Source organism: Streptomyces sp. NPDC008092 (genome assembly GCF_042957285.1).
Lineage (GTDB): Bacteria > Actinomycetota > Actinomycetes > Streptomycetales > Streptomycetaceae > Streptomyces.
Genome location: NZ_JBIBHY010000030.1, coordinates 20,690 through 42,979, shown reverse-complemented (window position 1 = coordinate 42,979; position 22,290 = coordinate 20,690). Strand labels below are relative to the sequence as shown.

At 69.5% G+C, this 22,290-nt stretch carries 14 protein-coding genes and 1 pseudogene; 10 read left to right on the top strand and 5 right to left on the bottom strand.

Features of this window, described 5'->3' with window-relative positions; genetic code table 11:
• Positions 1-7,110, top strand: a complete 7,110-nt coding sequence (locus tag ACFZB3_RS49085) for an amino acid adenylation domain-containing protein (RefSeq protein WP_391390229.1) — start codon at positions 1-3, stop codon at positions 7,108-7,110.
• A complete protein-coding gene (locus tag ACFZB3_RS49080) occupies positions 7,107-8,141 on the top strand; it encodes a MupA/Atu3671 family FMN-dependent luciferase-like monooxygenase (protein WP_391390227.1) in 1,035 nt (344 codons plus the stop codon). Before ACFZB3_RS49085 ends, ACFZB3_RS49080 begins: the two co-directional genes overlap by 4 nt.
• 53 nt (positions 8,142-8,194) lie before the next feature.
• Here ACFZB3_RS49080 and fabD read toward each other — a convergent pair whose 3' ends face one another.
• Positions 8,195-9,148: an ACP S-malonyltransferase gene (gene fabD / locus ACFZB3_RS49075; RefSeq protein WP_391390225.1), complete on the bottom strand. Its 954-nt coding sequence runs from the start codon at positions 9,146-9,148 to the stop codon at positions 8,195-8,197.
• A 98-nt stretch (positions 9,149-9,246) separates the two neighbouring features.
• Between fabD and ACFZB3_RS49070 the strand changes: the two genes are divergently transcribed.
• From ACFZB3_RS49070 to ACFZB3_RS49040, 7 genes are all read left to right on the top strand, one after another.
• Positions 9,247-10,047 (top strand): alpha/beta fold hydrolase, encoded by an 801-nt coding sequence (locus tag ACFZB3_RS49070; RefSeq protein WP_391390223.1) that lies wholly within the window; start codon positions 9,247-9,249, stop codon positions 10,045-10,047.
• Between the two features lie 47 nt (positions 10,048-10,094).
• The gene (locus tag ACFZB3_RS49065) at positions 10,095-11,411 is read left to right on the top strand and encodes an MATE family efflux transporter (RefSeq protein WP_391390221.1); all 1,317 of its coding nucleotides are present in this window, start codon (positions 10,095-10,097) and stop codon (positions 11,409-11,411) included.
• A gap of 182 nt (positions 11,412-11,593) precedes the next feature.
• A complete protein-coding gene (locus ACFZB3_RS49060; RefSeq protein ID WP_391390219.1) occupies positions 11,594-13,384 on the top strand; it encodes an amino acid adenylation domain-containing protein in 1,791 nt (596 codons plus the stop codon).
• A gap of 27 nt (positions 13,385-13,411) precedes the next feature.
• Positions 13,412-14,671, top strand: a complete 1,260-nt coding sequence (locus ACFZB3_RS49055) for an argininosuccinate synthase-related protein (protein ID WP_391390217.1) — start codon at positions 13,412-13,414, stop codon at positions 14,669-14,671.
• Between the two features lie 45 nt (positions 14,672-14,716).
• Positions 14,717-15,544 carry a phytanoyl-CoA dioxygenase family protein gene (locus tag ACFZB3_RS49050; RefSeq protein ID WP_391390215.1) on the top strand — a complete coding sequence of 276 codons (828 nt, stop codon included), beginning with the start codon at positions 14,717-14,719 and terminating at the stop codon, positions 15,542-15,544.
• An 83-nt stretch (positions 15,545-15,627) separates the two neighbouring features.
• Positions 15,628-16,872 (top strand): ATP-grasp domain-containing protein, encoded by a 1,245-nt coding sequence (locus tag ACFZB3_RS49045; protein ID WP_391390213.1) that lies wholly within the window; start codon positions 15,628-15,630, stop codon positions 16,870-16,872.
• Between the two features lie 54 nt (positions 16,873-16,926).
• On the top strand, positions 16,927-18,264 hold the full coding sequence (locus ACFZB3_RS49040) for a peptide ligase PGM1-related protein (protein ID WP_391390211.1): 1,338 nt from the start codon (positions 16,927-16,929) through the stop codon (positions 18,262-18,264).
• 121 nt (positions 18,265-18,385) lie between these two features.
• On the opposite strand, the gene ACFZB3_RS49035 is transcribed toward ACFZB3_RS49040, so the two are convergent.
• Entirely contained in the window at positions 18,386-18,697 is a 312-nt protein-coding gene (locus tag ACFZB3_RS49035; protein WP_391390208.1) for a hypothetical protein, read from the bottom strand.
• 182 nt (positions 18,698-18,879) lie between these two features.
• On the opposite strand from ACFZB3_RS49035, the pseudogene ACFZB3_RS49030 reads away from it, so the two are divergent.
• Positions 18,880-19,376, top strand: a pseudogene (locus ACFZB3_RS49030) (transposase); the annotation flags it as partial.
• 37 nt (positions 19,377-19,413) lie between these two features.
• On the opposite strand, the gene ACFZB3_RS49025 reads toward ACFZB3_RS49030, so the two are convergent.
• The 3 genes from ACFZB3_RS49025 to ACFZB3_RS49015 all read right to left on the bottom strand — a co-directional run bounded on the left by ACFZB3_RS49025 (position 19,414) and on the right by ACFZB3_RS49015 (position 22,261).
• Positions 19,414-19,911 (bottom strand): hypothetical protein, encoded by a 498-nt coding sequence (locus tag ACFZB3_RS49025; RefSeq protein WP_391390206.1) that lies wholly within the window; start codon positions 19,909-19,911, stop codon positions 19,414-19,416.
• Positions 19,912-20,781: 870 nt separating this feature from the next.
• A complete protein-coding gene (locus tag ACFZB3_RS49020; protein WP_391390204.1) occupies positions 20,782-21,750 on the bottom strand; it encodes a TIGR01777 family oxidoreductase in 969 nt (322 codons plus the stop codon).
• A gap of 253 nt (positions 21,751-22,003) precedes the next feature.
• A complete protein-coding gene (locus ACFZB3_RS49015; protein WP_391390202.1) occupies positions 22,004-22,261 on the bottom strand; it encodes a transposase in 258 nt (85 codons plus the stop codon).
• Between the last annotated feature and the right edge of the window lie 29 nt (positions 22,262-22,290).

Genomic DNA, 22,290 nt, shown 5'->3' with positions numbered 1-22,290 from the left:
TTGGCTGCCGACCTTCCCGACCACGACACCGATTCTCCGGCCGTCGCCATCACCGGCCTGGCCTGCCGATTCCCCGGGGCCGACTCTCATGAGGCGTTCTGGGAGCTGCTCCGGGACGGCGCGGAACCCCACGAAGCCGTGCCCGAGGAGGAACTGCGACGCGCGGGACTGCTGGAGCGGGTCGGCAACGACCCGTCGTACGTCGCCGTCCGCAAGCCGTTCGCCGACCCCTCCCTGTTCGACGCGGACTACTTCGGGATGACCCCCGCGGAGGCCGCGGCAACCGATCCACAACAGCGTTTCCTGCTGGAGACCACCGTCCACGCGCTCCAGGACGCGGCGCTCGACCCCGGCTCCTTCCGGGGAAGCGTCGGGGTGTTCCTCGGCATGAACCACTCCGACTACCTGCTGCGCCATGTCATGAGCCACCCCGAGGTGGTGGAGGGCCTCGGCTGGCATCGCGTCCTGATGGGCAACGACCGCGGGTTCACGGCGACCGGCATCTCCTACCGCCTGGGTCTGACCGGCCCGAGCGTCGCGGTCGACTGCGCCTGCTCCTCCGGTCTGGCCGCCGTCCACCACGCCTGCCGCGCCCTGCTGGACTACGAGACGGACGCGGCGGTGGCGGGCGGCGCCGCGATCAAGCCCACCGACCTCGGCTACCCGTACGCCGAAGGCGGTATCGGCTCCCCGGACGGCCGCTGCCTGCCCTTCTCCGCGCGGGCCGCGGGCACGGTGTTCGCCAGCGGCGTCGGTGTCGTCGTGCTGCGGCGGCTGGAGGACGCCCTGGCCGACGGAGACCGGGTGCTGGCCGTGATCCGCGCCAGTGACATCAACAACGACGGTGCACGCAAGAGCAGTTACACCGCGCCCAGCGTCGACGGCCAGGCCGAGCTCGTCGCCTCGGTGCACCAGATGGCGGGCGTTGCCGCGGACCGGGTCTCCTACGTGGAGGCGCACGGCACCGCCACCGCACTGGGCGACCCCATCGAGGTCAGTGCCCTCACCGAGGCCTTTCGGGAGACGACCGACGCGCGGGGCTTCTGCGCGATCGGGTCGGTGAAGTCCAACATCGGCCACACCGACTCCGCCTCGGGCATCGCCGGACTGATCAAGGTGGTACTCGCCCTGCGCCACCACGAGCTGCCGCCGACGCTCGGGTGCGAGGAGACCAGCCCGCACATCGACTTCGCGTCCTCGCCGTTCCGCGTGATCAGGGAACGCGAGAAGTGGGACGGCCCGCGCCCCCTGCTCGCCGGCGTCAGCTCGTTCGGCGTGGGCGGTACCAACGTCCACCTGCTCGTCGAGGAACCCCCGGCCCCGATGCCCCCGCCGGCTGCCGCGCCTGCGCTCCCCGCACGGCTGCTGCCCTTCTCGGCTGCCTCCCGCTCGGCCTTGGACGCACGGGAGACCGGCCTTCGTGATCGGCTCGCGGAAGAGACCCCCGAGGGTGCCCGCGACATCGCGTACACCCTCACCCGGGCGCACCCGGCCCTGCCGCACCGGCGTGCCCTGCTCTGGACACCTGGCGCCGCACCGGTCGTACTCGACTCCGACATGCCGCCCGGGGACCCGGCGACGTGCGCGTTCGTGTTCCGGTACGCCGTACCGGACGCGCGGGCGGTGCGGGAACTCATCGCCGTCCACCCGGCCTTCCGTCGCACGGCCGAGCGACTGGCCGGGCCGTGGGCCGCCGCCCGGGGGACGAGCGCGCGGCGGGCCCTCGACGACCTGGCCACCGCGGGGCCCGCCGAGCTGGTCGGCGCCGTGCTGTGCCTGGGCGAGGCCGCCGTATGGGCCGAGCACCGGGGTGTGGCTCCGCGCGCCGTCGTGACGGACGGGGCCGCGCGGCCTGCCGCCGCGGTACTCGCCGGCGCCCTGACCGAGGACGACCTGGCCACCGCGCTGGCGGGCCTCGTCCACGGAGTCCCGCTCACCGAGAGCCTGCGCCGGGCCGCGCCACGCCCGGCGGAGATCCCCTGGTACGACGAGGACGGCACCGAACTCTGCTCGGCCGGGCGCCTTCCCGACCTCGACAGGATCCTCGGCGAGCTCCCCGTGCCACCGGGCCGCCGCACCCTGCCGCCCCGCGTGCGCGCGCTGGTACTGCTCGGCACGGCACGAGCCCTGCCGGAAGGGGCCGTCCCCGACTTCTTCGCGGCGGCCGCCGCCGTCGACGGTTCGTGCGCCGCGCGCGGTGGCCATCCCTCACTGCTCGCGCGCCTCGGCCGGGCCTGGGCCCTCGGGCTGGTGGAGGATCGCGCGAGGCTCGCCGACGCCGACGGCGGCCGGATCGTCGACCTGCCGCCCTACCCCTTCGACCGGCGCCGCCACTGGCTGGAAGCCCACCCGCCCGGAGAGGCGGCCGGGCCGCGGCACGCCCAGGATGCGGAACCAGGAGGGGACGGTGCGCTGCGGCAGGCCGTCGACATCTTCGCCCAGTGCCTCGGCACCGACGAAGTCGGCCCCGGAGACGACCTGTTCGCGCTCGGCGGCGACTCCCTGCTGGCCACCCGCGTCGTCGCCATGACCTGGTCGCGCCTGCGGGCGAACGTGCCCTTCGGCACCTTCCTGCGCGCCCCCACACCCCAGAACCTGGCACGCCTGGCCACCGAGACGGCACACGCCGACGGGACGACGGCGCCCCAGGACACCACCCGCTTCCGGAGCGGTGTCCTGCCGCTGACCCCGCAGCAGGAGCGGTTCCTGTTCCTGGGCGAGATCGACGGGGCGGGCGAGGCCTACAACGTGCCCGTTCTCGCCGACCTGCGCGGGCGGCTCGACGTGCCGGCACTGCGGGCTGCGCTCGCCGACGTCGTCGCCCGGCACGAGAGCCTGCGTGCGGTGTTCCGCGCCACGGCGGACGACGCGATTCAGGAGATCCTGCCCTCGGTTGCCGTGGAGCTGCCCGTCGTCGCCGTCGCGGACGAGGCCGCTCTGCGTACCGCCATCGCCGAACTCCTCGATCGCAGACTGCCGTTGAACCGGGCCCCGGTCCTCGCCGCCCGCGTCTTCACCTTCGGCGCCGATCGCAACGTGCTGGCCCTGTCCGTGCACCACATCTGCGCGGACGCCCACTCCACCGGCGTCCTGCTGCGGGACCTCTACGCCTGCTACACCCGCCGCACCACCGGCGTGTCCGTCACCCTGCCCGCGATCGACGGGCTGCAGGCCGCCCACGCCCGGTCCGTCGCCGACTGGCTCGCCTCCCCGGACGCCGACCGCCAACTGCGTTTCTGGCTCAAGGAGTTGGCCGACCTTCCGGAACCCCTTGAGCTGCCCGGCGACCGCCCGCCCGCCGCTGCCCGCAGCTACCGCGGTGACCTCCTCGACTTCACCCTCCCTGTCGAGCTGTCCCGGCAGGTGCGGGAGCTGGCCGAACGGCTCGGCACAAGCCCGTTCGTGGTGGTGTTCGCCGCCTTCGCGGTGCTGCTGGCGCGGCTCGGCGGCCGTCCGGACCTGGTCGTCGGGGTACCGGTCTCCGGCCGTCACCGGCCCGAGACCCGGGACCTGATCGGCAACTTCGTCAACACCCTCGCGATCCGGGCCGGAACCGGCGGCGCCCCGGACTTCCGCTCGCTCGTCGGCCGGCTCGCGGCACGGGTCACGGCCGGCCTGGACCACCAGGACCTGCCTGTGGAGGTGATCACCCGACACCTCGGCCGTGCCGGTGACCCGCAGGGCACACCGCTCTTCCAGGTGCTGTTCAACATGCTCAGCCTGGACGCGGGCGGTGCCGAACCGCCGGCCGGCCTGGAACGCCGTCCGCTGCCCTTCGACCGGCACACCAGCCCCTACGAGCTCTCGCTCGACTGGTGGTTCGCCCGCGACGGGGCCATCGCGGGCCGCTTCCTCTACGACACCGACCGCTTCGGCCGGGAGGCGGTCGGCGCCTGGCAGGAGTCCTTCGCCTTCCTGCTCGACGCCCTCACCCGCTCTCCGGACCGCCCGCTGCGGGAGGTCCCGGCCGAACCACCCACCGAGGCCGCGCGCACCGCCGCCACGCTGACCGGCCCGATCGTGCCCCTGCCAGAGCGCCCGGTCCACGCCGTCTTCGCCGGGCTGGCCGCCGAGCACCCCGACCGCCTCGCCGTCACCGACGGCCGTACGTCCTTGTCGTACGGCGCACTCGACCGGATCTCCGTCGGTGTGGCCGAACTGCTCGTCGCGCGCGGCGTCCGCCCCGGGGAGAACGTGGGTGTCGCCATGGCACGGGGTGTGCCCCTCGTGGCGGCGATCCTGGGCGTGCTGCGTGCCGGGGCGACCCCGGTGCCCTTCGACCTCACCCACCCACGGCAGCGCCTGGCCGTGATGGCACAGGACTGCGGAGCCCGCCTCGTGCTGTGCACCCGCGCCGCCGACGCGGATTTCGCGGACGGCGCGGCCCCGCTGGAACTGCCCGACCCCACCGCGCTGCGGGGCACCGGCCGGATCGCCCCCGGAGACCTGGCGGACCCGTCCGTCGGCGCCTACCTGACCTACACCAGCGGTACGACGGGACGGCCGAAGGGCATCCACTTCCCGCACCATGCGCTGACCAACCTCATCCACTGGGAGACGGCGGGGCACACCGCCGCCCGCCGGTGGCTCCAGCTCGCGTCCTTCGGGTTCGACGCCGCTTTCCACGAGATGTTCGGCGCCCTGTGCTCGGGCGGATCCCTGCACATCGCCGATGAGGAGACCAAGCACGACCACGATCTGCTCGCGGACTTCGTCCGAGGCCACCAGGTGCAGAAGGCGATCCTTCCGGTGTCCCTGCTGCACGCGCTCGCCGCCCGCTTCGCGGCCGACACCGCTGCCTTCGCCTCCCTCACCGAGATCGCCTCCACCGGAGAGCAGCTGAGGCTGAGCGAGTCCGTCGTGTCCTTCTTCGAGGCTCTGCCGGACTGCCGGCTCATCAACAACTACGGCCCGGCCGAAACCCACGTCGTCACCTCGTACCGCTTCACCGGGCCACCGCACCGGTGGCCCCGGCACGCACCGATCGGACGCCCCATCCAGAACGTCACTCTGGCCGTCCTCGACGCCGACGGGCAGGCCGCGCCGCGTGGCGCGGTGGGCGAGCTGGTCATCGGCGGCGTCTGCGTGGCCACCGGCTACCTGGGGCAGCCGGAGCTGACGGCGGAGCGCTTCCTGGACCACCGTGCGGACCGTCCGGTCCCCGGCGGAGCCCGGGGCTACCGCAGCGGTGACCGGGCTCGCCTGCTGCCCTCCGGCGACGTGCGGTTCCTCGGCCGGGGCGACAAACAGATCAAGATCCGGGGCCTGCGGGTGGAACTGGGTGAGGTCGAGACGGTGATACGCAAGGATCCCGATCTCCGCGACGTCGCCCTGACTGTGCGCGGCCCGGAAGGCGACCAGCGCATCGACGCCTACCTGGTGACGAACGCCGGCCCCGGCATCGCCGAACGCACCCGTGAACGGCTCCGGGCCGAACTGCCCGCGGCGATGGTGCCGTCGTCGTTCACCGTCGTCGACCGGCTCCCGGTCAACGTCAACGGCAAGGTCGACACGGCACAGCTGCCCCCACCCGCCGGCGGCCCCGCCGCAGCACCGGAACCCGAGCCGCACGGGGCGGACGGCGGTGTCCTGCACGGTGTGCTCGCCGTCTTCCGCCGCGCGCTGGACAATCCGCGGCTGCGACCGGACGAGGACTTCTTCGACGCCGGCGGCCACTCCCTCCTGGCCACCCGCGTCATCCACGCCGTCCGCGAGCAGTTCGGCGTGCGGCTCTCGGTCAGCGAGTTCTACGAGGCGGCAACCCCCGCCGGCATCGCCACCGCTGTCCTGGGCCGCACCCCCACCGACGACGCGCGCGAGGAGCTGCCGCCGGTCGCCGAGCCGCTGCTGCTGCCCCCGGGACTGGCCGAACTCGTCGACGGCACCGTCTCGGCCGCCCGGCAGAAGACCTTCGTCTACGACACCGGACAGCGCGTGGACATCGACCGTCTGCGGGCCGCCGCGGACGAGGTGACAGCCCGCCACCCGGCTCTCGACCCGCCGTACCCGCAGCGCGGCGCACGGGGGCAGGGCCCGCAACGTATCGCCGTGCACGAAGTACCCGCGGGCAAGGACCCGGCCGCCGCGGCCGCCTGGCTCCACGACGAAGCCCAGCGCGTGCCCGTCGACCCGCGCCGCGAACCCCTGTTCCGCCTCTCGACGGCCCAGGCACCCGGCGGCACCACTCTGCTGGGTCTGACCGTGCACCTCGCCGCCCTCGACGGGCGGGGCCTGAACACCCTGTGCCGCGCCCTGACCGAGGCCTACGACGGCCGGTCGGCCCCGCGGGAGCCGGACGACGGATTCCTGCGGTACGTGACCTGGCGCCGCGCTCTCGTCGGCAGCGAGCAGGCACGGCAGGCGGCCGACACCTGGCGATCGCTGCTCCCCGGCGCCCCCGGGGAACCGGACCTGCTCCGCCCGGTGGCCGGCGGTGTTGTCGGTGTTGTCGCCGGACGCGCCTCCTGGGCGCCGGGGGAGCGGCTTCAACGGCAGCTGCACGCCCGCTGCGCAGAGGCCCGCGTCACGCCGTTCCTGCTGCACCTCACCGCGTTCTGCACCGCCCTCGCCTGGTCGCGGGAGACGGACGACACCGTCTGCGCGGTCGCCCTCGACGGCCGGGTCGCCCCCGTCCTGGAAGGGAGTGTCGGGGCCTTCGCCAACGTCGTACCGATGCCGTTCCGGCTGCAGCGCGACCAGCCGCTGCACCGGACGCTGGCGGCGGTGCGCACCGCTTTCCGCGCGGTGGACGCCGTACGCACCGTGCCCTACGCCGACCTCGCTGCGGCCGACGAGCGGCTGCACGCCTTCCGGGACCTGCCTGTGGTGTTCAACTACGCGCGTGACGACGGGGGAGAGCTGCGCCTCGGAGGACAGCGGCTGCGCGACACGGGCCCCGACCCGCTGGCCGCCGGGCAGCGCGTGCATTTCACCGTCACCGACGGCCCGGCCTCGTTCCGGGCGCAGCTCAAGTACGGCGCCGGCGCGGCCGAGCGGCGGGATGCCCGTCTGCCGGCCCTGTACCGCACGGCCCTGTACGCCCTTGTGTTCGAGGCCGACACCACCCCCGAGGACCTCAAGGCCTCCCTCGACCTCAGGCAGGAGACATGAAATTCGGCCTTTTCTTCTTCGCCAACGGGCAGGACACGCCGGAGCAGTACCGTCTCCTCCTGGAGGCCGCGCGCTTCGCCGATGCCGAGGGGTTCTCCGCGGTGTGGACGCCGGAGCGGCACTTCCACGACTTCGGCGCCCCGTTCCCCAACCCCTCGGTGACCTCGGCGGCGGTCGCCGCCGTCACTTCGCGCGTCGGCGTACGCGCGGGCAGCGTGGTGCTGCCCTTGCACGACCCGCTGCGCGTCGCCGAGGAATGGGCGGTCGTCGACCAGTTCTCCGGCGGACGCGCCGGGATCGCTCTCGCCTCGGGCTGGAACCCGCAGGACTTCGTCCTGGCCCCGGGAAGCCTCGCGAAGAACAAGGAGCTGGTGCGCGACGGCGTCCACACCCTGCGCGCCCTGTGGGCCGGTGAGGCCATCTCCCGGCCCGGACCGGACGGGACGGAGCGGAGCGTGCGTACCTACCCGCGCCCGCGACAGGACGGCATCCCGCTGTGGATCACTGCGGCCGGCTCCGCCCAGACCTTCGCCGCCGCCGGTGAGCTGGGCTGCGGCGTGCTCACCCACCTCCTGGGCCAGTCCTGGGACCAACTGGAAGAGAACCTCGGGGACTACAGCGAGGCGCTGGAGGCGGCGGGCCACGGCATCGAGAAGGAGCGCGTGACCATCATGCTCCACACCTTCGTGACGGACGACGCGCACACCGCACTGGAGACCGCGCGGGCCCCCATGTCCGCGTACATGCGCTCGTCCATGAACCTCTTCGGCCTCAAGTCGCCGCAGCCCGCCGACACCGGGGAGCCGTCGGAAGCGGCGCTGCGGGAGCTGCTGGACCACGCGTACCAGGAATACGCCCGGACCCGCTGTCTGATCGGCTCCGTGGAGGGCTGTCTCCCGCTCGTCGAGTCGCTGGCCGAACTGGGCGTCGACGAGATCGCCTGTCTGATCGACTTCGGGGTGGAGACGGACGAGGTGCTGGCCGCGCTGCGGCATCTCGCGATGCTGAGGCGGAGGTGTGCGGAGCTGTGAGCCGAGGGAGGCGCGGACGGGCGGCACGGACCTGGGCGGCCACCGCCCGGGTGTTACGGCTGCTGTGCGGTGAGCCGCGCGAGCGCCTGACGGACCTGCCCCACCGTGCCGGCGGTCATGGCGGGCACCTTCGGGGCGGTGCCGCGGCAGATGTTCGTCAGCACCCGGCCGGGCCCGACCTCGACGAAAGCCGTCACCTCCTCCTTCACCAGCAGCTCCAGCGTCTGCTGCCACAGCACGGACGAGGACAGCTGAAGCTTCAGCAGCTCCCGCGCCGCACTGCCGCTGTGGATGTAGCCGGCCGTGCTGTTGGCGACGACGGGCAGGGACGGAGTGGCGAAGGACGTCGCGTCGAGATGTGCGCCGAACTCCTCCTCGACCTCCTTCATCAGCGGCGAGTGGAAGGGAGCACCCACCTTCAGCGGCGTCACATGCCGGGCCCCCTGCGCGCGGGCGGCCGCGGTGAACGCCTCCAGCCCGGGAGCGCTCCCCGAAACCACCGTCTGCGAGGGCGAGTTGTAGTTCGCCACTGCCACGAACTCGCCGGTGGCACGGGAGACCTCCGCGCACAGGTCGCCGACCCACTCGGCCGACGGCCCCAGGACCGCCGCCATGCCGCCGGGCGTGCGGCGGTTCACCCGGGACATCAGCTCGCCGCGGACCCGGACCAGCCGCAGGGCGTCCTCCCAGGCGAGCACCTCCGCGTGCACCAGGGCCGTGTACTCACCGAGGCTGTGCCCGGCCACCACATCCGGCCGCACGCCGAGGTCCTGCAGGACAGCGGAGGCGACCAGGCTGGTGAGGAAGACGCCGGGCTGGGTCACGGAGGTGTCCCTCAGCTCCTCTGCGCCGCCGGTGAAACACAGGCGGCTCAGCGGGAATCCCACAATCCTGTCCGCCATGACGTAGTATTTTTCGACCCTTTCCGCATACTCCTCCGCGAAATCCTTGCCCATGCCGGGTATCTGGGATCCCTGCCCGGGAAAGAGGAATGCGATCCTGTCCACGGCCACCTCACGAGTGTCGGCACAGCAGAGTTCGGTGCGGATTTCACCGCGGTCACTCACTCTATCGAGCAGGCGGATCGGAGACAATGCCGAGTCACATGATGTTCAGGGAACACCCCGAGCGGGGTGCGTATCTGAAGCCGACACAGGAACCCGAAACCACCTGCTTCCTCATTCACCATTCGGGAGGTTCGGCCGCGAGTTTCTCGCCGCTGTTGTCCCGACTTCCGGGAAACTGGCGGTCCCTGGCGGTGGAACTGCCCGGGCGGGGAGCCTCGGGGGAGCGGCCGGCCTGCCGCAGCACCGCGGAAATGGTGGAGCGGCTGGCGCCCGCGGTCCTTGCCCAGGGCGCCGAACGGATCGCGGTCTTCGGCCACAGCCTCGGCGCGCTCGTCGCGTACGAGCTGGTCAGAGAGCTGGAGCGGCGAGGCGAGGCACCAGTGTGGCTCGGCGTCTCGGGCAGTCCAGCCCCCCAGACGGTCGCGCGGCGGGCCGAACGGCGGGACCTGTGGTCACGCGAGCGGCTTGTGGCGTTCCTGCGGGAACTCGGCGGTACGCCGGAGGAGATGTTCACCATCCCGGACGTGGTCGACTACATGGTGGAGGTATTGCGCGGCGACCTGCATGTCGTCGACACCTATGATCACACCGACGGGCCGCTGCTGCGTGCCCCGATATCCGTCTATTCGGGAGCCGCCGACCCGCTGGCCAAAGCAGCCCTGCTCGACGGCTGGCGTGAAAGAACCCGAGGAGCCGTCAATACCCGTACCTGGCCCGGTGGTCACTTCTATCTGTTCGAACATGTCGAGAGTTTCGCTGAATGTCTTGTGGCGGATGTGCGTTCCGTCCTGTACGACGCGCCGGAGGCGGCGCGGGACGAGAAAGGTGATGAGCTGTGAGTGAGAAAAAGTCCGCCGCTTCGGCAGGAACCCCGGAGAAGGGGAGAATGCGGCGGATAGCCGGCGCCGCCCTACCGCTCTACCTCACCATGATCGCGTCGTCGGCGGCTTCCCTGGTGGACACGGCCGTCCTGGGGCGGCACGCGACGGGTTCGCTCGCGGCCTTCGCCGTCACCCTGGCGGTCTTCAGCCCGGCCACCGCCGCGGTGGCCGGGGCGATGCGCGGTGTGATGCCCTTCGTCTCGGCGCAGAAGGACGACGCCGACGGGCTGCTGCCGGTACTGCGCAACGGCATGTGGCTCGGCATCTTCGTCGGCCTGCTGGGAGCGGTCGCGGTCGCGGCCGTCCCGGTCATCGGCAGACTCGGCGGGGTCCCTGACACCACCCTCGACGAACTGGGCGTCTTCCCCTACATCCTGGCCTGCGCCGTCGTCATGATGTCGATCGGCGCCACGGCCACCTCGGCGCTCGTCGGCCTGGGCAAGGGCAAGGCGGTGATGCGCTCCGGTATGACGGGCACGGCGGCCGCGGTGGTGCTCTCGCTGCTGCTCGTCGGCGGCGTCGGCTCCTTCGACGGACTCGGCCTGCCCGGTGCCGGCATCGCGATGCTGACCTCCAGCACCATCAACGCCTCCCTCGCCCACTACCAGCTGCGCCGGAACACGGTGCTGGCGGGACGGTCGCTGCGGCTCGGTCGGCCGCGGCTGTCCGAGGTGCTCCGGCTCGCCGGGGTCGGCATCCCGCTCGCGGCGACCGTGCTCATCAAGTTCGCGGTACTGGGTGTGCTCGCGTTCTCCGCGGCCCGGGTCGGTACCGACAGCGCAGCCGTGCACAGCATCGCGTTGTCACTGGTGAACCTCATGTTCACGGCCGCGGTCGCGGTCGGCCAGGCGACCGTGCCCCTGATGGCCGACCCTGTGAAGAGCGGTGACGTCACGGAGATCCGGCGCAGCGCGCTCGCCGGGGTGGGCGTCGCCCTGTGCGCGGTCTCGGCGCTGGCCGGCGTGCTGCTCCTGGCCCGAGGGCCGGTGATCTCCGTCTTCACGGAGGACGCGGGCCTGCACGAACAGGTGGTCGATCTGCTGCCCATAGTCCTTCTCGCGGTCGCCGCGGACGCGGTCCAGGCCGTTTTCGGCTTCGGGCTGATCGGCATCAAGCGCACGGTGCCCAGCCTGGTCGCCTTCGCCGCCTGCTACGGCCTGCTCGCCCTGGCCGCCGTCCCCGTCGGCTCCGCGGGCGGTCTGCACGCTCTGTGGCTCTCCCTGGCCTGCGCCAACCTCCTCCTGGTCGTGGGTCAGGCCTACTTCTTCCACGCCCGCAGCGGCTTGCTCAGGACGGCGGATCTGCTGCCGGCCGGCGCCTGAGTCCGTTGTCCCCAGCGGCTCGCCCGCGAGATCCGGGCGTTGCCGTCCGGGGGCACGGCCGCCGGCGCGCCGAGCCGCTGAACCCGCCACCGAACCGCCTCCCGCGGCTGCCCGTTTCAGTCGTACCGACCTCCCCGCCCCTCCACGACGCCCGCGTCGTTGCGCAGAGTCAGGAGTCCGTCTTGAGTACGCCCGATCCCCACCAGGCAACCGGCACGCTGGTCGAGCTCTTCCGGTCGACCGCGGCCCGCCACCCCCACCGGAACGCCGTGAGCGACGACGAACAAACCCTCACCTACGCGGAGTTGGACCGCCGCTCCGACGCCCTCGCCGCCCGACTCGCCGCCCGCGGGGTGGGGCGGGAGGACCGCGTGGTGGTGCACCGACCGCGTTCCAGCGAGGTGTTCGTCGCCCTGCTGGGCATCCTGAAGGCGGGCGCCGCGTACGTCGCGGTCGACGTCCGCTACCCGGACAGGCGACGGGACCTGATGATCCGCCGCAGCGGTGCGAAGGCCGTGGTCACCGAGCCGGGCTGGGCGGCACGTCTGTCCCACCTGGACACCGATGTCGTCGAGTGGCGGGGCGAACCCGCCAACGCGCAGGCTCCGGACCTCGCCCCGCCCGCTCCGCAGGACGCGGCCTGCGTACTGTTCACCTCGGGCTCGACCGGCATACCGAAGGCCTTCGTGCTGGAGCACCGCCACCTGGTGGCGTTCGCGAGCAACTCCGCCATGCCGGAGCTGCTCCCGACCGACCGGACCAGCCAGATCGCCAGCGTCTCCTTCGACGCCTTCCACTTCGAGACGTGGTGCAGCTTCGCCCACGGTGCCGAGATCGTCGTCCTGCCGGCCATGACCGAACTCCTGGCCTCGGATGTGAAGCAGGAGATCGAGGACCGCCGCATCAGCGTCATGATCGTCCCGACGATGGCCTTCAACCATCTGGCCCGTGAAACCCCGGACACGTTCGCCGGTCTGCGGGTCCTCCAGGTCGGCGGCGGCGTCATGTTCGCCTCCGCCTGCCGGGACGTCCTCGCGAACGGCTTCCAGGGATCGCTGTGGAACCTGTACGGTCCCTCGGAGACGACGACCGGCTGCTCGGTCCACCGGATCGACGCCGTCGGGGATGACGAGACCACGGTCCCCATCGGCCGGGTCCTGGACGGCTTCTCGATGTACGTCCTGGACGCCGACCGCAAGCCGGTGCCCACCGGTGAGACCGGCGAGCTCTACGTCGGGGGCAAGGGTGTCTCGCGCGGCTACATCGGCCAGCCGGAGCTGACGGCGCGGCGCTTCCTCACCGACCCCTTCGCAGCTGACGGCAGCCGCATGTACGCCACGGGCGACCTCGGTTGGCAGCGCTCCGACGGAATCTTCGAGTACGTGGGCCGTGCCGACGACCAGGTGAAGATTCGCGGCTACCGGGTGGAGCCCGCGGAGGTCGAACGAGCCCTTGCCCAACACCCGTTGGCGCGGGAGGCGATCGTCCTCGCCGTCGGTGAGGAGCTCGACCTGCGGCTGGTGGCGTTCGTGGCGGCGGACGAGACCCTGACCGCCGATCAGCTGACCGCGTACGCGGAGAGGGAACTCCCGGAGTTCATGGTCCCCAGCCGCATCCTGCTGCTGCCCGGCATTCCCGCCAACGAGAACGGCAAGCGGGACGTGGACGCGCTGCGGCGACTGCTCGACGACGAGGCCCGCACACTCCTCCAGGACGACCGGCCGAAGGGGGAGACGGAGACGTACCTCGCTCACCTCTGGGAGGAGATGCTGGGCACCGGACCGGCCGGCGCCGGGCACGACTTCTTCGCCGCGGGCGGCAACTCCTTGCTGGCGTTCCGCATCCGGCAGCGCGTCTCCAAAGACCTCGGCGTCACCATCGGCTTCCGGGCGCTGCTGGACCACCCGGTGCTCCGGGACCTTGCTGCGCTGATCGACGCCCAGCGAGCCGATGCCGACGCGCAGGTCTCCTGATGCGGTATCGCGGCTCGCGGTCACGATGTGGAAACCGCGGGCCTGGCGGACTCCGCCGCGATCGACAGCCACGTCGACTTCAATCCGGAATACGGGAATGAGGGTTCTGCATTGAACACGACACACACGGTGCGCTCATTCCGCGACCTCGACACGAACGACTCCGGACGCGAACACCCGATCGTCACGCTGTTCAGCGGCGGACTGGACAGCAGCTATCTGCTCCAGTGTCTGACCCGGTCGGGATATCGCGACATCCACGCGGTGAGCGTCGACGTGGGCGACGACGAGACCAGCGTCGAGAAACAGCGGATAGCTGACACGCTCGGCATACATCTCCACGTGATCGACGCGCGTGAGACCTTCGCCGACGAATTCGTGCGTCCCGCGATCTCCGCCCAGGCCGTCTACCTGGACACCCATCCGATCAGTTCCTCGCTGAGCCGCCCGCTCATCGCGCGCGTGGCCGTGGAACTCGCACGAGACGTCGGCGCGCACACGATCCTGCATACGGCCAACCGTTCGCAGAACACGCTGCGTCGGCTCAACGGCGCGATCGGCCTGCTCGGCTTCAACGGAGCGTACGGAAGCCCGTACGAGCTCGATCCCATCAGCCGGGACCAGAAGATCTGGGAACTGAAGCAGGCCGGCCTGGAGGAGATGGCGGGCCGGGTGGTGAGCGGCGACTCCAACCTGTGGTGCCGTGAGTTCGAGTCCGGAATTCTGGACGATCCGGAGGACCATGTGGTGCCCGAGCACCTGTACAGGTGGAGCGTCACGTCGCACGCCAGGCCGGAGGAGCAGGTCGTCATCCGGTTCCGTGCTGGCGTTCCGGTCGCGATCGACGGCAGGGAGCTGCCGCTGACGGAACTCATAGCCGAGCTGAACCTCCGTGCGGGAGCGTTCGGCATCGGCCGCTACAGCGGCCTGGAACATCTCGCCGGCGGCGAAAAGGTCCTGGAGATCCGGGAAATGCCTGCGGCCAGTCTTCTCCTGCGCTCCTTCAGACACTTGGAGACCGCCGTTCTGGGTGCCGAGACAATACGCGAGAAGATCCACATGGAACAGATCTGGGTGCGTGAAGCGGTAGAGGGCCGCTGGTTCGGCGAACTTCGGGACGCGTGCCAGCAGTTCATCCATACCTGCGCGAACAGGGTGCACGGATCAGTGAGGTGGAGGCTGACCGCCGGAGCCGCACACACGAACGCGATCGTCGCCGAACAGCCTCTCTACCTGCGCGACCGAGAGGAATGGGAGAAGCAGTCGGCCGGCGTCCGCCCGGCCTGAACCGGAGGAACCGTGTCCCGCAACGCAGGAGGAAGAGAGCCCGAAGTGGCCGAGTCGACACCCGATGGCTACTCGATCGCGCGTGCTGCTTACACCGAAAGGGGGTGGTTCGTGGCGGCCGAGAGGCTGGGACCGGATGTCCTCGACGGGATACGCCGCAGCGTCGCCGAAATCTCCGCGATCACACGCCCTGAAGTCGTCTACGAGGAGGGCACGAGGACGGTCCGTGCCCTCCACGGGTGCCACCGGTACGACAGGGCCTGCGCCGAGCTGGTACGGCATCCGATGCTGCTGGATCTGGCCGAGCAGCTGATCGGCGGGCCGGTCTATCTGTACCAATTCAAGGTGAACATAAAGAGCCCGCGCGAGGGGCGTGAGTGGCCCTGGCACCAGGACTACGCCTTCTGGTCGCACGAGGACGGAATGCCCACCGCCGACGCGGTGAACATAGCGGTCAACCTTGACGACGTGCACGAGACCAACGGGCCGCTGACAGTACTCACGGGCTCACACGTGCTGGGGCTCGTCGAGGATGTCGAGGATGTCGAGGATGTCGGGGAATCCGGGGCAGGACGTGACGGCGGCGGTCGGGATTGGCGTGAACATGTCTCTGCCAATCTCACCCACACCGTTCCGGAAAGTCGGGTGGAGACGCTGGCCCGGGATTTCCACCCGAAGGTGCTGCTCGGCCGGGCAGGAACGGTCACGGCGTTCCACCCGTCCATCGTTCATTCGTCATCGAACAATCTCTCCGCCGACCGCAGAGCCATGCTCGTACTCACCTACAACTCCGTCGACAACGTGCCGACAAAGCTGTCACGTCCGGCTTTCCTGGTCGATCGTGACGCCACGCCGGTGAGACGGCTCAAGTAGCAGGCCTTGCCTGCCGTACAACGTGGCCCGATTCGCCGGGAACTCGAACGAGATGCACGAAGCCCTCATTCCAGGAGAACGGTTTGCACCGCATCGCAGTCGTCCATGACATGGGTTCCGCCGGCGTCCTGGACATCGCGGACGCCCTTCAGGGATTCGCCGTCCCTGTCTTCGTGTGTCCGGAGTCCGATCTGATCGAACAGCCGAAGGATCTTATACAGGAGGTCGGTATTCTGTGCGACATAGCCGGAATGAACCTGGAAGAGGCCGCAGAGCACATCCGCGTGTGCGAACCGGAGGCAATCGTCACCTTCAGTGAATATCAGTTGGAGCGAACCGCGCAGTTGGCCGAGCGGCTGGGCCTCCTGTTTCACGCGCCGGACCGAATCGAATCCTTGACGCGTAAATATACGCAGCGCGGACTTCTCAATGCGGCCGGCGTGTCGTCGGTGTCGACTCGACTGGTCCACGACGAGGGGTCGGCGCGCCGGGCACTGGCGGAGATCGGGGTGCCCGCAGTCCTCAAACCGGACCGAGGGACGGGAAGCCGGAGCACGTACCCGGTGGACTCCCTGGAAGAGTTGATCGACATCTGCGCGGAGGTCTTTCCCGCAGGAGCCGAGATGGGTAGCGCAGCGGAAGCCTTTGTGCTGGAGCAGCAGATCCCCGGGATGCCGACGTCGTGGCCTTGGGGCGACTACGTCTCCGTGGAATCGGCTGTGCACGAGGGTGAGGTGACCCATGTCGCGGTTACCGGGAAATTCCCGTTGGCCGAACCGTTCCGTGAGACAGGTTCGTTTCTGCCCGCGGACCTCTCGGAGAGCTTGCGGGAAGAGGTTCTTGATACTGCGTCACGGGCCGTTCGGGCACTGGGGGTTCGCAGCGGGTTGTGCCACACGGAGATCAAGTTCAGTCCTCAGGGGCCCCAGGTGATCGAAGTCAACGGCAGGCTCGGTGGCCGGATCCACGAACTCCTCCATCAGTCGACGGGAATGAACGCGATCGAACTGGCCGTCCGGATCGCGCTGGGCGACGACACGGCATTGCGTGGGATCGACCTCACCGTGTACCGCTCGATCGCTTTCCTCTACGCCAAGGTCCCGGACCTGCGGGCGAAAATTCTCCGCGAAGTGCGCGGCGTCGAACAGATTCGGAAGCGACCCGAAGTCACCCGCATGATCGTGCATCAGGCACCGGGTGACCGTATCGACTGGCGCACCGGGCGACTCGGCAACATCTATGTGTGTTACGGCTCTGTCCCCACACACGAAGAGCTCGCTCAACTCCTCGTCGACATAGAGGAAATCGTACAGATCGACTGCGATTAGAACCCTGCCCGAGCGGACAGGTCACGTGCGCATGAGGACTGAAGGGGAGTCTCGATGGCGAAAATGATCGTCAGTAATCAGCGGACCGAAGAAATGGTCGGTAACTTGGAGATACTCTCTCCGGAGTATCGCCAGTACGTGGGGAACCAGGCTCAGCGCATGGCATGGTCCCTCCAGGACGGGGACGTACTGGTGCTTCCCATGACGCCGGACGAGTACTTCCTCGGCTATGTCACCGGCCTGCTGGGCATCGATCGTACAGCGATCGAGGTCATCGTCCCGGCCTCCGGGAGGCATGGTGACGGGATTCTGTCCCGCGACCGGCTCATGGACCCGGAATTCTACGGCCGATTGGAGCGGACCGTACGCGCCTCCGACATTTGCGAGGTGTTCCCGTTTCACTTCGACAGCACTGTGGCCGCGCTGAGCCGGAAGCTGGGGCTGGACCGCGTGACGCCGGGCTTCGCGTTCCTGGAAAAGGGCGGAGGCAGGCTGCTGAACAGCAAGGCCACTTTTCACGCGCTGGCCGGCGGGACGGGTGTGGCTGTCCCGCCGGCGAAGGTGTGTTCGGTCAAGGAACAGGCCGAGGAGTTCCTGTGGGAGGAACTGCTGTCCCGGGGGAGGCCGGCCATCGTCAAACGTGATTTCCATGTCGCGGGATTCGGGAACGAGGTGATCAGCCCGGTACCCGGTGTCGAGCCGGTGGGTGCGCTGCGGACCGTTGTGGCCGCCGACCGCGAGGCGCTGAACGCCTACCTCGCCGAACGGTGGGACTGGCTGTCCGACGACGACCGCAGCCCGGTCGTCGTGGAGCACTACTTCGCCGACTCGTTGCCCCTGTGCGCCGAGTTCAGCCTCGGCGAGGAGGGAATCGAGCTTGCGGGCCACGGCGCGATGCGCATGGAGCCGGTACTGAACGGCCACATCTGGCCGGCTCCCACCGCTGAACTTCCAGGATTCGATGACTTTCTGGAGCAGGCCAGGCGACTTTGCGGAGCGGTTCACGCGGTCGGCTACCGCGGCGTTGTCACCGTCGACGCCATACTGACGACGGACAGGGGGATCCTGATCAATGAGTTCAATTGCCGGGTCAGCGGATCCACCCACGCCTATCACATCGGTGAGCGCATCGTCGGCGGAATCCTGGGTGCCGAGCGCGTGATCGTCGAGCAGCGCAGGTGCACCTTTCCGCCGATCACCGCCGCCGTGAAGGCCCTGACGGAAGCGGGGCTCGCGTATGACCACGCGACCCGGACCGGCGTCCTGCTGACCGTACCGGACAACAGTGAGTCCGGCGGATTCGGCGAGTACTGCGTGGTCGCCAAGGACGCCGCCCACGCCGAACGGCTGGAAGCGGCCCTTGGAGAACTGTTCGCCACCCACGGCAAGTAGCAGGGCGCGGTGGTGGGCTGTCCGGCGACCGCCCACTCCCCAGCGCCACCGGACCCTGCGCCACGGCCGGCACACGCGGATCTGGATCCTGTGCCGTGCCGCTGCCAGTGCTGTGACCGCGTCAGACGCTGGCGAAGGCGGACAGGAGTGTGTCTGTGCGGAGCCGAAGCTCAGGTGTCTCGGTTCCTGTGACGCTGACGGACACTTCCTGGCCGTCGACGGCCCGAGCGAGGGCGACCTTCAAGGTCGCGTTCGTGCCAACCAGGGGATACGAGTACCAGCTGTCGGGTGCTTCGTGGTCGGTGTCCTGGACGCCGGCTTCGATGGTTTCCCAGTCGGTTTCGTCCAAGGCGTATCCGGCGTAGCGGGACAGCAACTCAAGGAAGGCACGCAGGTTGCGGTCCCAGATCCATCCTGCGATCGGCTCGGTCACGTGTCTCCCGTCTCTGCGAGAGGGACAGCATGGCAGACGTGGTCTGCCGTCAGGCCGCGGCGGCGACCTGGACGGGGAAGGCGGTCTGCTCGTCGAACAGTTTGCGGCGCTGGAGGCAGTGGTAGAGCTGTCCGATCATGCGGTTGAAGGGGTTCCTTCCGCCCGACCCCGACCCCGACCGCGATCCCGACCGCGGCGCCAAACTGGACCGCATGGAGAAGGTCTTGAAGCGCTTCCCGGACCGGGTGTTCGCCGTCGACGAGTGCGGTCCGCTTGGCATCCGACCCACAGCCGGCGCCGGCTGGGCCGAGCAAGGCCATCCCGAGCGACATCCCGCGACCTGCCACCGTACCCACGGCGTGCCTTTCTACGTCACCATGGACAACCTGTCCGCCCACAAGGACACCGACATCCGCCGTTGGGCCAGGAAACACCGGGTCGAACTGTGCTTCACCCCGACGTATGCATCGTGGGCGAACCCGATCGAAGTCCATTTCGGACCGCTGCGGCAGTTGGCCCTCGCCCATTCGAACCACCCCAGCCACATCGTGCGGACCCTGGCCCTGACGCCTACCTGCGCTGGCGCAACACCCATACACGTCACCCCGATGTCCTCGCCGCCCTGCGCCAAGAACGCCCTCGCGTCTGCAGCGAGAAGGGCATCCGCGGGGGAGGACGACAAACCATCCAAGACACCGGGCTTTTCGGACGTCAATTCAGTCCACGGGAACAAAACCACCGTGCACGCGCAGCGGTAGGCCAGGAATGATCAGCTTGCCTTCCAGCTGGCGGAAGAGCCAGGCAGGGACACTTTCCTCGTATTCCTCCCACTCGGCCCACTGGCGGAACCAGATCCCGATGCGCCATGTGTCCGCGGCTCCACCCACCAGAAAGCAGGCATCGCCCTCCACCGTGCTTGCCCACTGGACCATGCCACCGTCCTTGGGGAACACGGGATGGGGGATCGCATCGGGGACGAGCTCTTGGTGGAGCGGAGCCATGTGCTCAATCGTCGCAAACATGTTGAGTGCGGCGGACTGAGGATGCAACACGTTGAGGAAACCACCGACGATGCCCGGACCGAACCCCGCGACGAACTCCTTGTAGTCCATCGGCAGCGGCCCCGCTGCGGCTTCCAGCTCCTCCCAAGCATCCAGCCCGGAGTAGCCGCGAGGCGCACCGAAGCAAGCCTCAAGATCACTCGCCGACAGCACGATCAGTCCCCCTCCGCCGGCTTCTCACAAGCCGCACGCTACGGCAGCTCCGCGTGCGGGTAGCGCACGGTACTGGTGCTGCCGCGCAGTCAATACAGTCCCAGGAATCGGATGGGCTTCGCTCAACGACAACAATCGCCGCCCGGCGAACCTGAGCGGTCACAGCACCAGCGGGTCCGCGGGATGTAGGAGAGGCCCCCTCCACGGTGACACGCGACAGGGTGGGTGGGTATAGGACTCCGCTACAGGAGGAAGACGACAGCTGCACCAAGAACGCCCGGCACGGCGTGCCGCAGGCCCGCCGGTCGCCCGGCTCGTCCCTGCACGGCCCGGTGAGACCTCTATCGCGAACACGACGACCACTTCCACTCCCAGCCGAGACAGGATGTTCTCCAGCTCGCCACGATCTCCGGGCAGTTCATCGTCCGAGCCGCCAGCCCAGGGCGGCGGCATTCAGTGGCCTTTTCCAACCTCATGCTGCTGCGTGGCGGAGGACGACGGCCTGGACGATCGCGGTGATGTAGTTGGTGCTGCAGCGGAGCTTTCCGCAGCAGGCACCAGCACTTGAAGGCGCCCATGACCTGCTTCCAATGCACCGGATATTGCATGGCTGCTCTGGTGCCGATGCTGCCTCCGCCTGAGTCGTCGGCGTGAGCTGAACTCCTCGCGAGCGCGGTCAGTTGCCGGGCGAGTGGCGTAGATAGAGCTTGGACAGATCGATCGCCGACAGGTACACAAGCACGCGAACTTGTTCACGTGATGCCGAGGCCGGCCAGAGAGGAGGGGGCGTTGCGCGCCTGGTGGCTGGTGCGGCACAGGGCGGCCGGGGCCCGACGGGTCGGCCGGATCCGCCGCCGTCCCGGATCCCGTTCACCGGCGTGCCGCGGAACTGCCTCCGACCCGTTCGCGTGCCCGACGCACCAGCTCGTCCGCGGCCTGCGGCCACTGTGCGTACTGAAAGTCGAAGCCTGCCTGAAGCAGCCTGCCCGGGACGACACGGCGGCTCTTCAGCAGCAGTTCGGTGTCGGTACGCAGAGCGAACGCGCCGACCTCGGCCATCCACCTGGTCGCGGGGAGACCCACCGGTACACCCCACGCGGAGCGCAAGGTGCGCATGAACGCGCGTTGCGGCAGGGGATGGGGAGCCGCCAGGTTCACCGGCCCTGCGATGTCCTCCCGGTCGATCAAGAACTCCACCGCGCGCACGAAGTCGTGTTCGTGGATCCACGACACGTACTGCGCTCCACCGGCGACCGGGCCGCCGAGACCCAGACGGGCCAGTCCCAGCAGGACGGCGAAGACCCCGCCGCGGTCCGGGCTCATCACCATGGCCGAGCGCAGAGCGACCTTGCGGGTGGCCGGCGTTGCGGCCTGCTGCTGAGCCTGCTCCCAGGCCTTGGCGATCTCGACGCTGTACGCCCAGTAGTCCGGCACGCCCGGTTCGGTACCGCCGATCACACCGGTGGCCTCGTCGTTGGGCGCGTCGATGCGATGCGCATACAGCGTGGCAGTGCTCATCTGCAGCCAGACCCGGGGCGGTCGGGCAACGCCCGCGATCGCGGCGCCCACGACCTGGGCGGACTCGACCCGGGAGTCCATCATTTCCTGCAGATTGGCCGCCGTATATCGGCAGCTCACACTGCGTCCGGCCAGATTGATCACGACATCGCTGCCGTTCACCGCCGCCGTCCATGGCCCCAGGGTCCGGCCGTCCCAATGGACCTCACCCTCACGTCCGGGTCGTCTGGTGAGAACCACGACCTCGTGACCGGCGGCGTCGAGTGCGCGCTTCAGAACCGCGCCGACCTGTCCGGTACCCCCAGGAATCACGATCTTCATCGGCTGCCCCTCCTTCGTCGGGAGTGAGCCTAGACCACAGAGTTGAACACGTTCAAAACTGTGCGACGCAATCCGCGATTTCTGCCGGCCTCGCCGTGCGACAAGGGACGCTGGACGTCAGTTGGGGGCGTTGTCCGGGGCGATCACGTGATGCCGGGGGTGGTGAAGGGCGGGTGGTGGCTTCGTTCACTTCTGGGGGCTCTGGCTCAACTTCTGGGCTCTGTCGCTGATTTGGGGGTTGGCGGCTAGTTGATCAAGGTGACAGGAGGATTCGGTGTCGCAGGAGGTCGAAGTTGGCCCGGCCGTACATTTGTCTCTTCAGCAGTTTGATCCTGGTGACGTTGCCCTCAACCGCTCCCGAGGTGAAGGTGGTGGTTAGGGCGGCGAGTACAGCTGCTCGGTCGCGCCGTATGCCGGCGGCCAGCGTGCGGAGTTCTCGCTGTCCGTCGAGGCGGACATCGGCGAGCCAGACGTCGAGCGCCAAGTGCTCGCTGCGGCGTTCGCGCACCATCGCGGCCAGGCGCCGGGCGTACTGGGTGG

What these genes read in the sequence shown, in the direction of transcription:
- ACFZB3_RS49080 (WP_391390227.1), top strand. Translation starts at nt 7,107, where the DNA reads ATGAAATTCGGCCTTTTCTTCTTCGCCAACGGGCAGGACACGCCGGAG.
- ACFZB3_RS49070 (WP_391390223.1), top strand. Translation starts at nt 9,247, where the DNA reads ATGATGTTCAGGGAACACCCCGAGCGGGGTGCGTATCTGAAGCCGACA.
- ACFZB3_RS49065 (WP_391390221.1), top strand. Translation starts at nt 10,095, where the DNA reads ATGCGGCGGATAGCCGGCGCCGCCCTACCGCTCTACCTCACCATGATC.
- ACFZB3_RS49040 (WP_391390211.1), top strand. Translation starts at nt 16,927, where the DNA reads ATGGCGAAAATGATCGTCAGTAATCAGCGGACCGAAGAAATGGTCGGT.
- ACFZB3_RS49020 (WP_391390204.1), bottom strand. Translation starts at nt 21,750, where the DNA reads ATGAAGATCGTGATTCCTGGGGGTACCGGACAGGTCGGCGCGGTTCTG.
- ACFZB3_RS49015 (WP_391390202.1), bottom strand. Translation starts at nt 22,261, where the DNA reads ATGGTGCGCGAACGCCGCAGCGAGCACTTGGCGCTCGACGTCTGGCTC.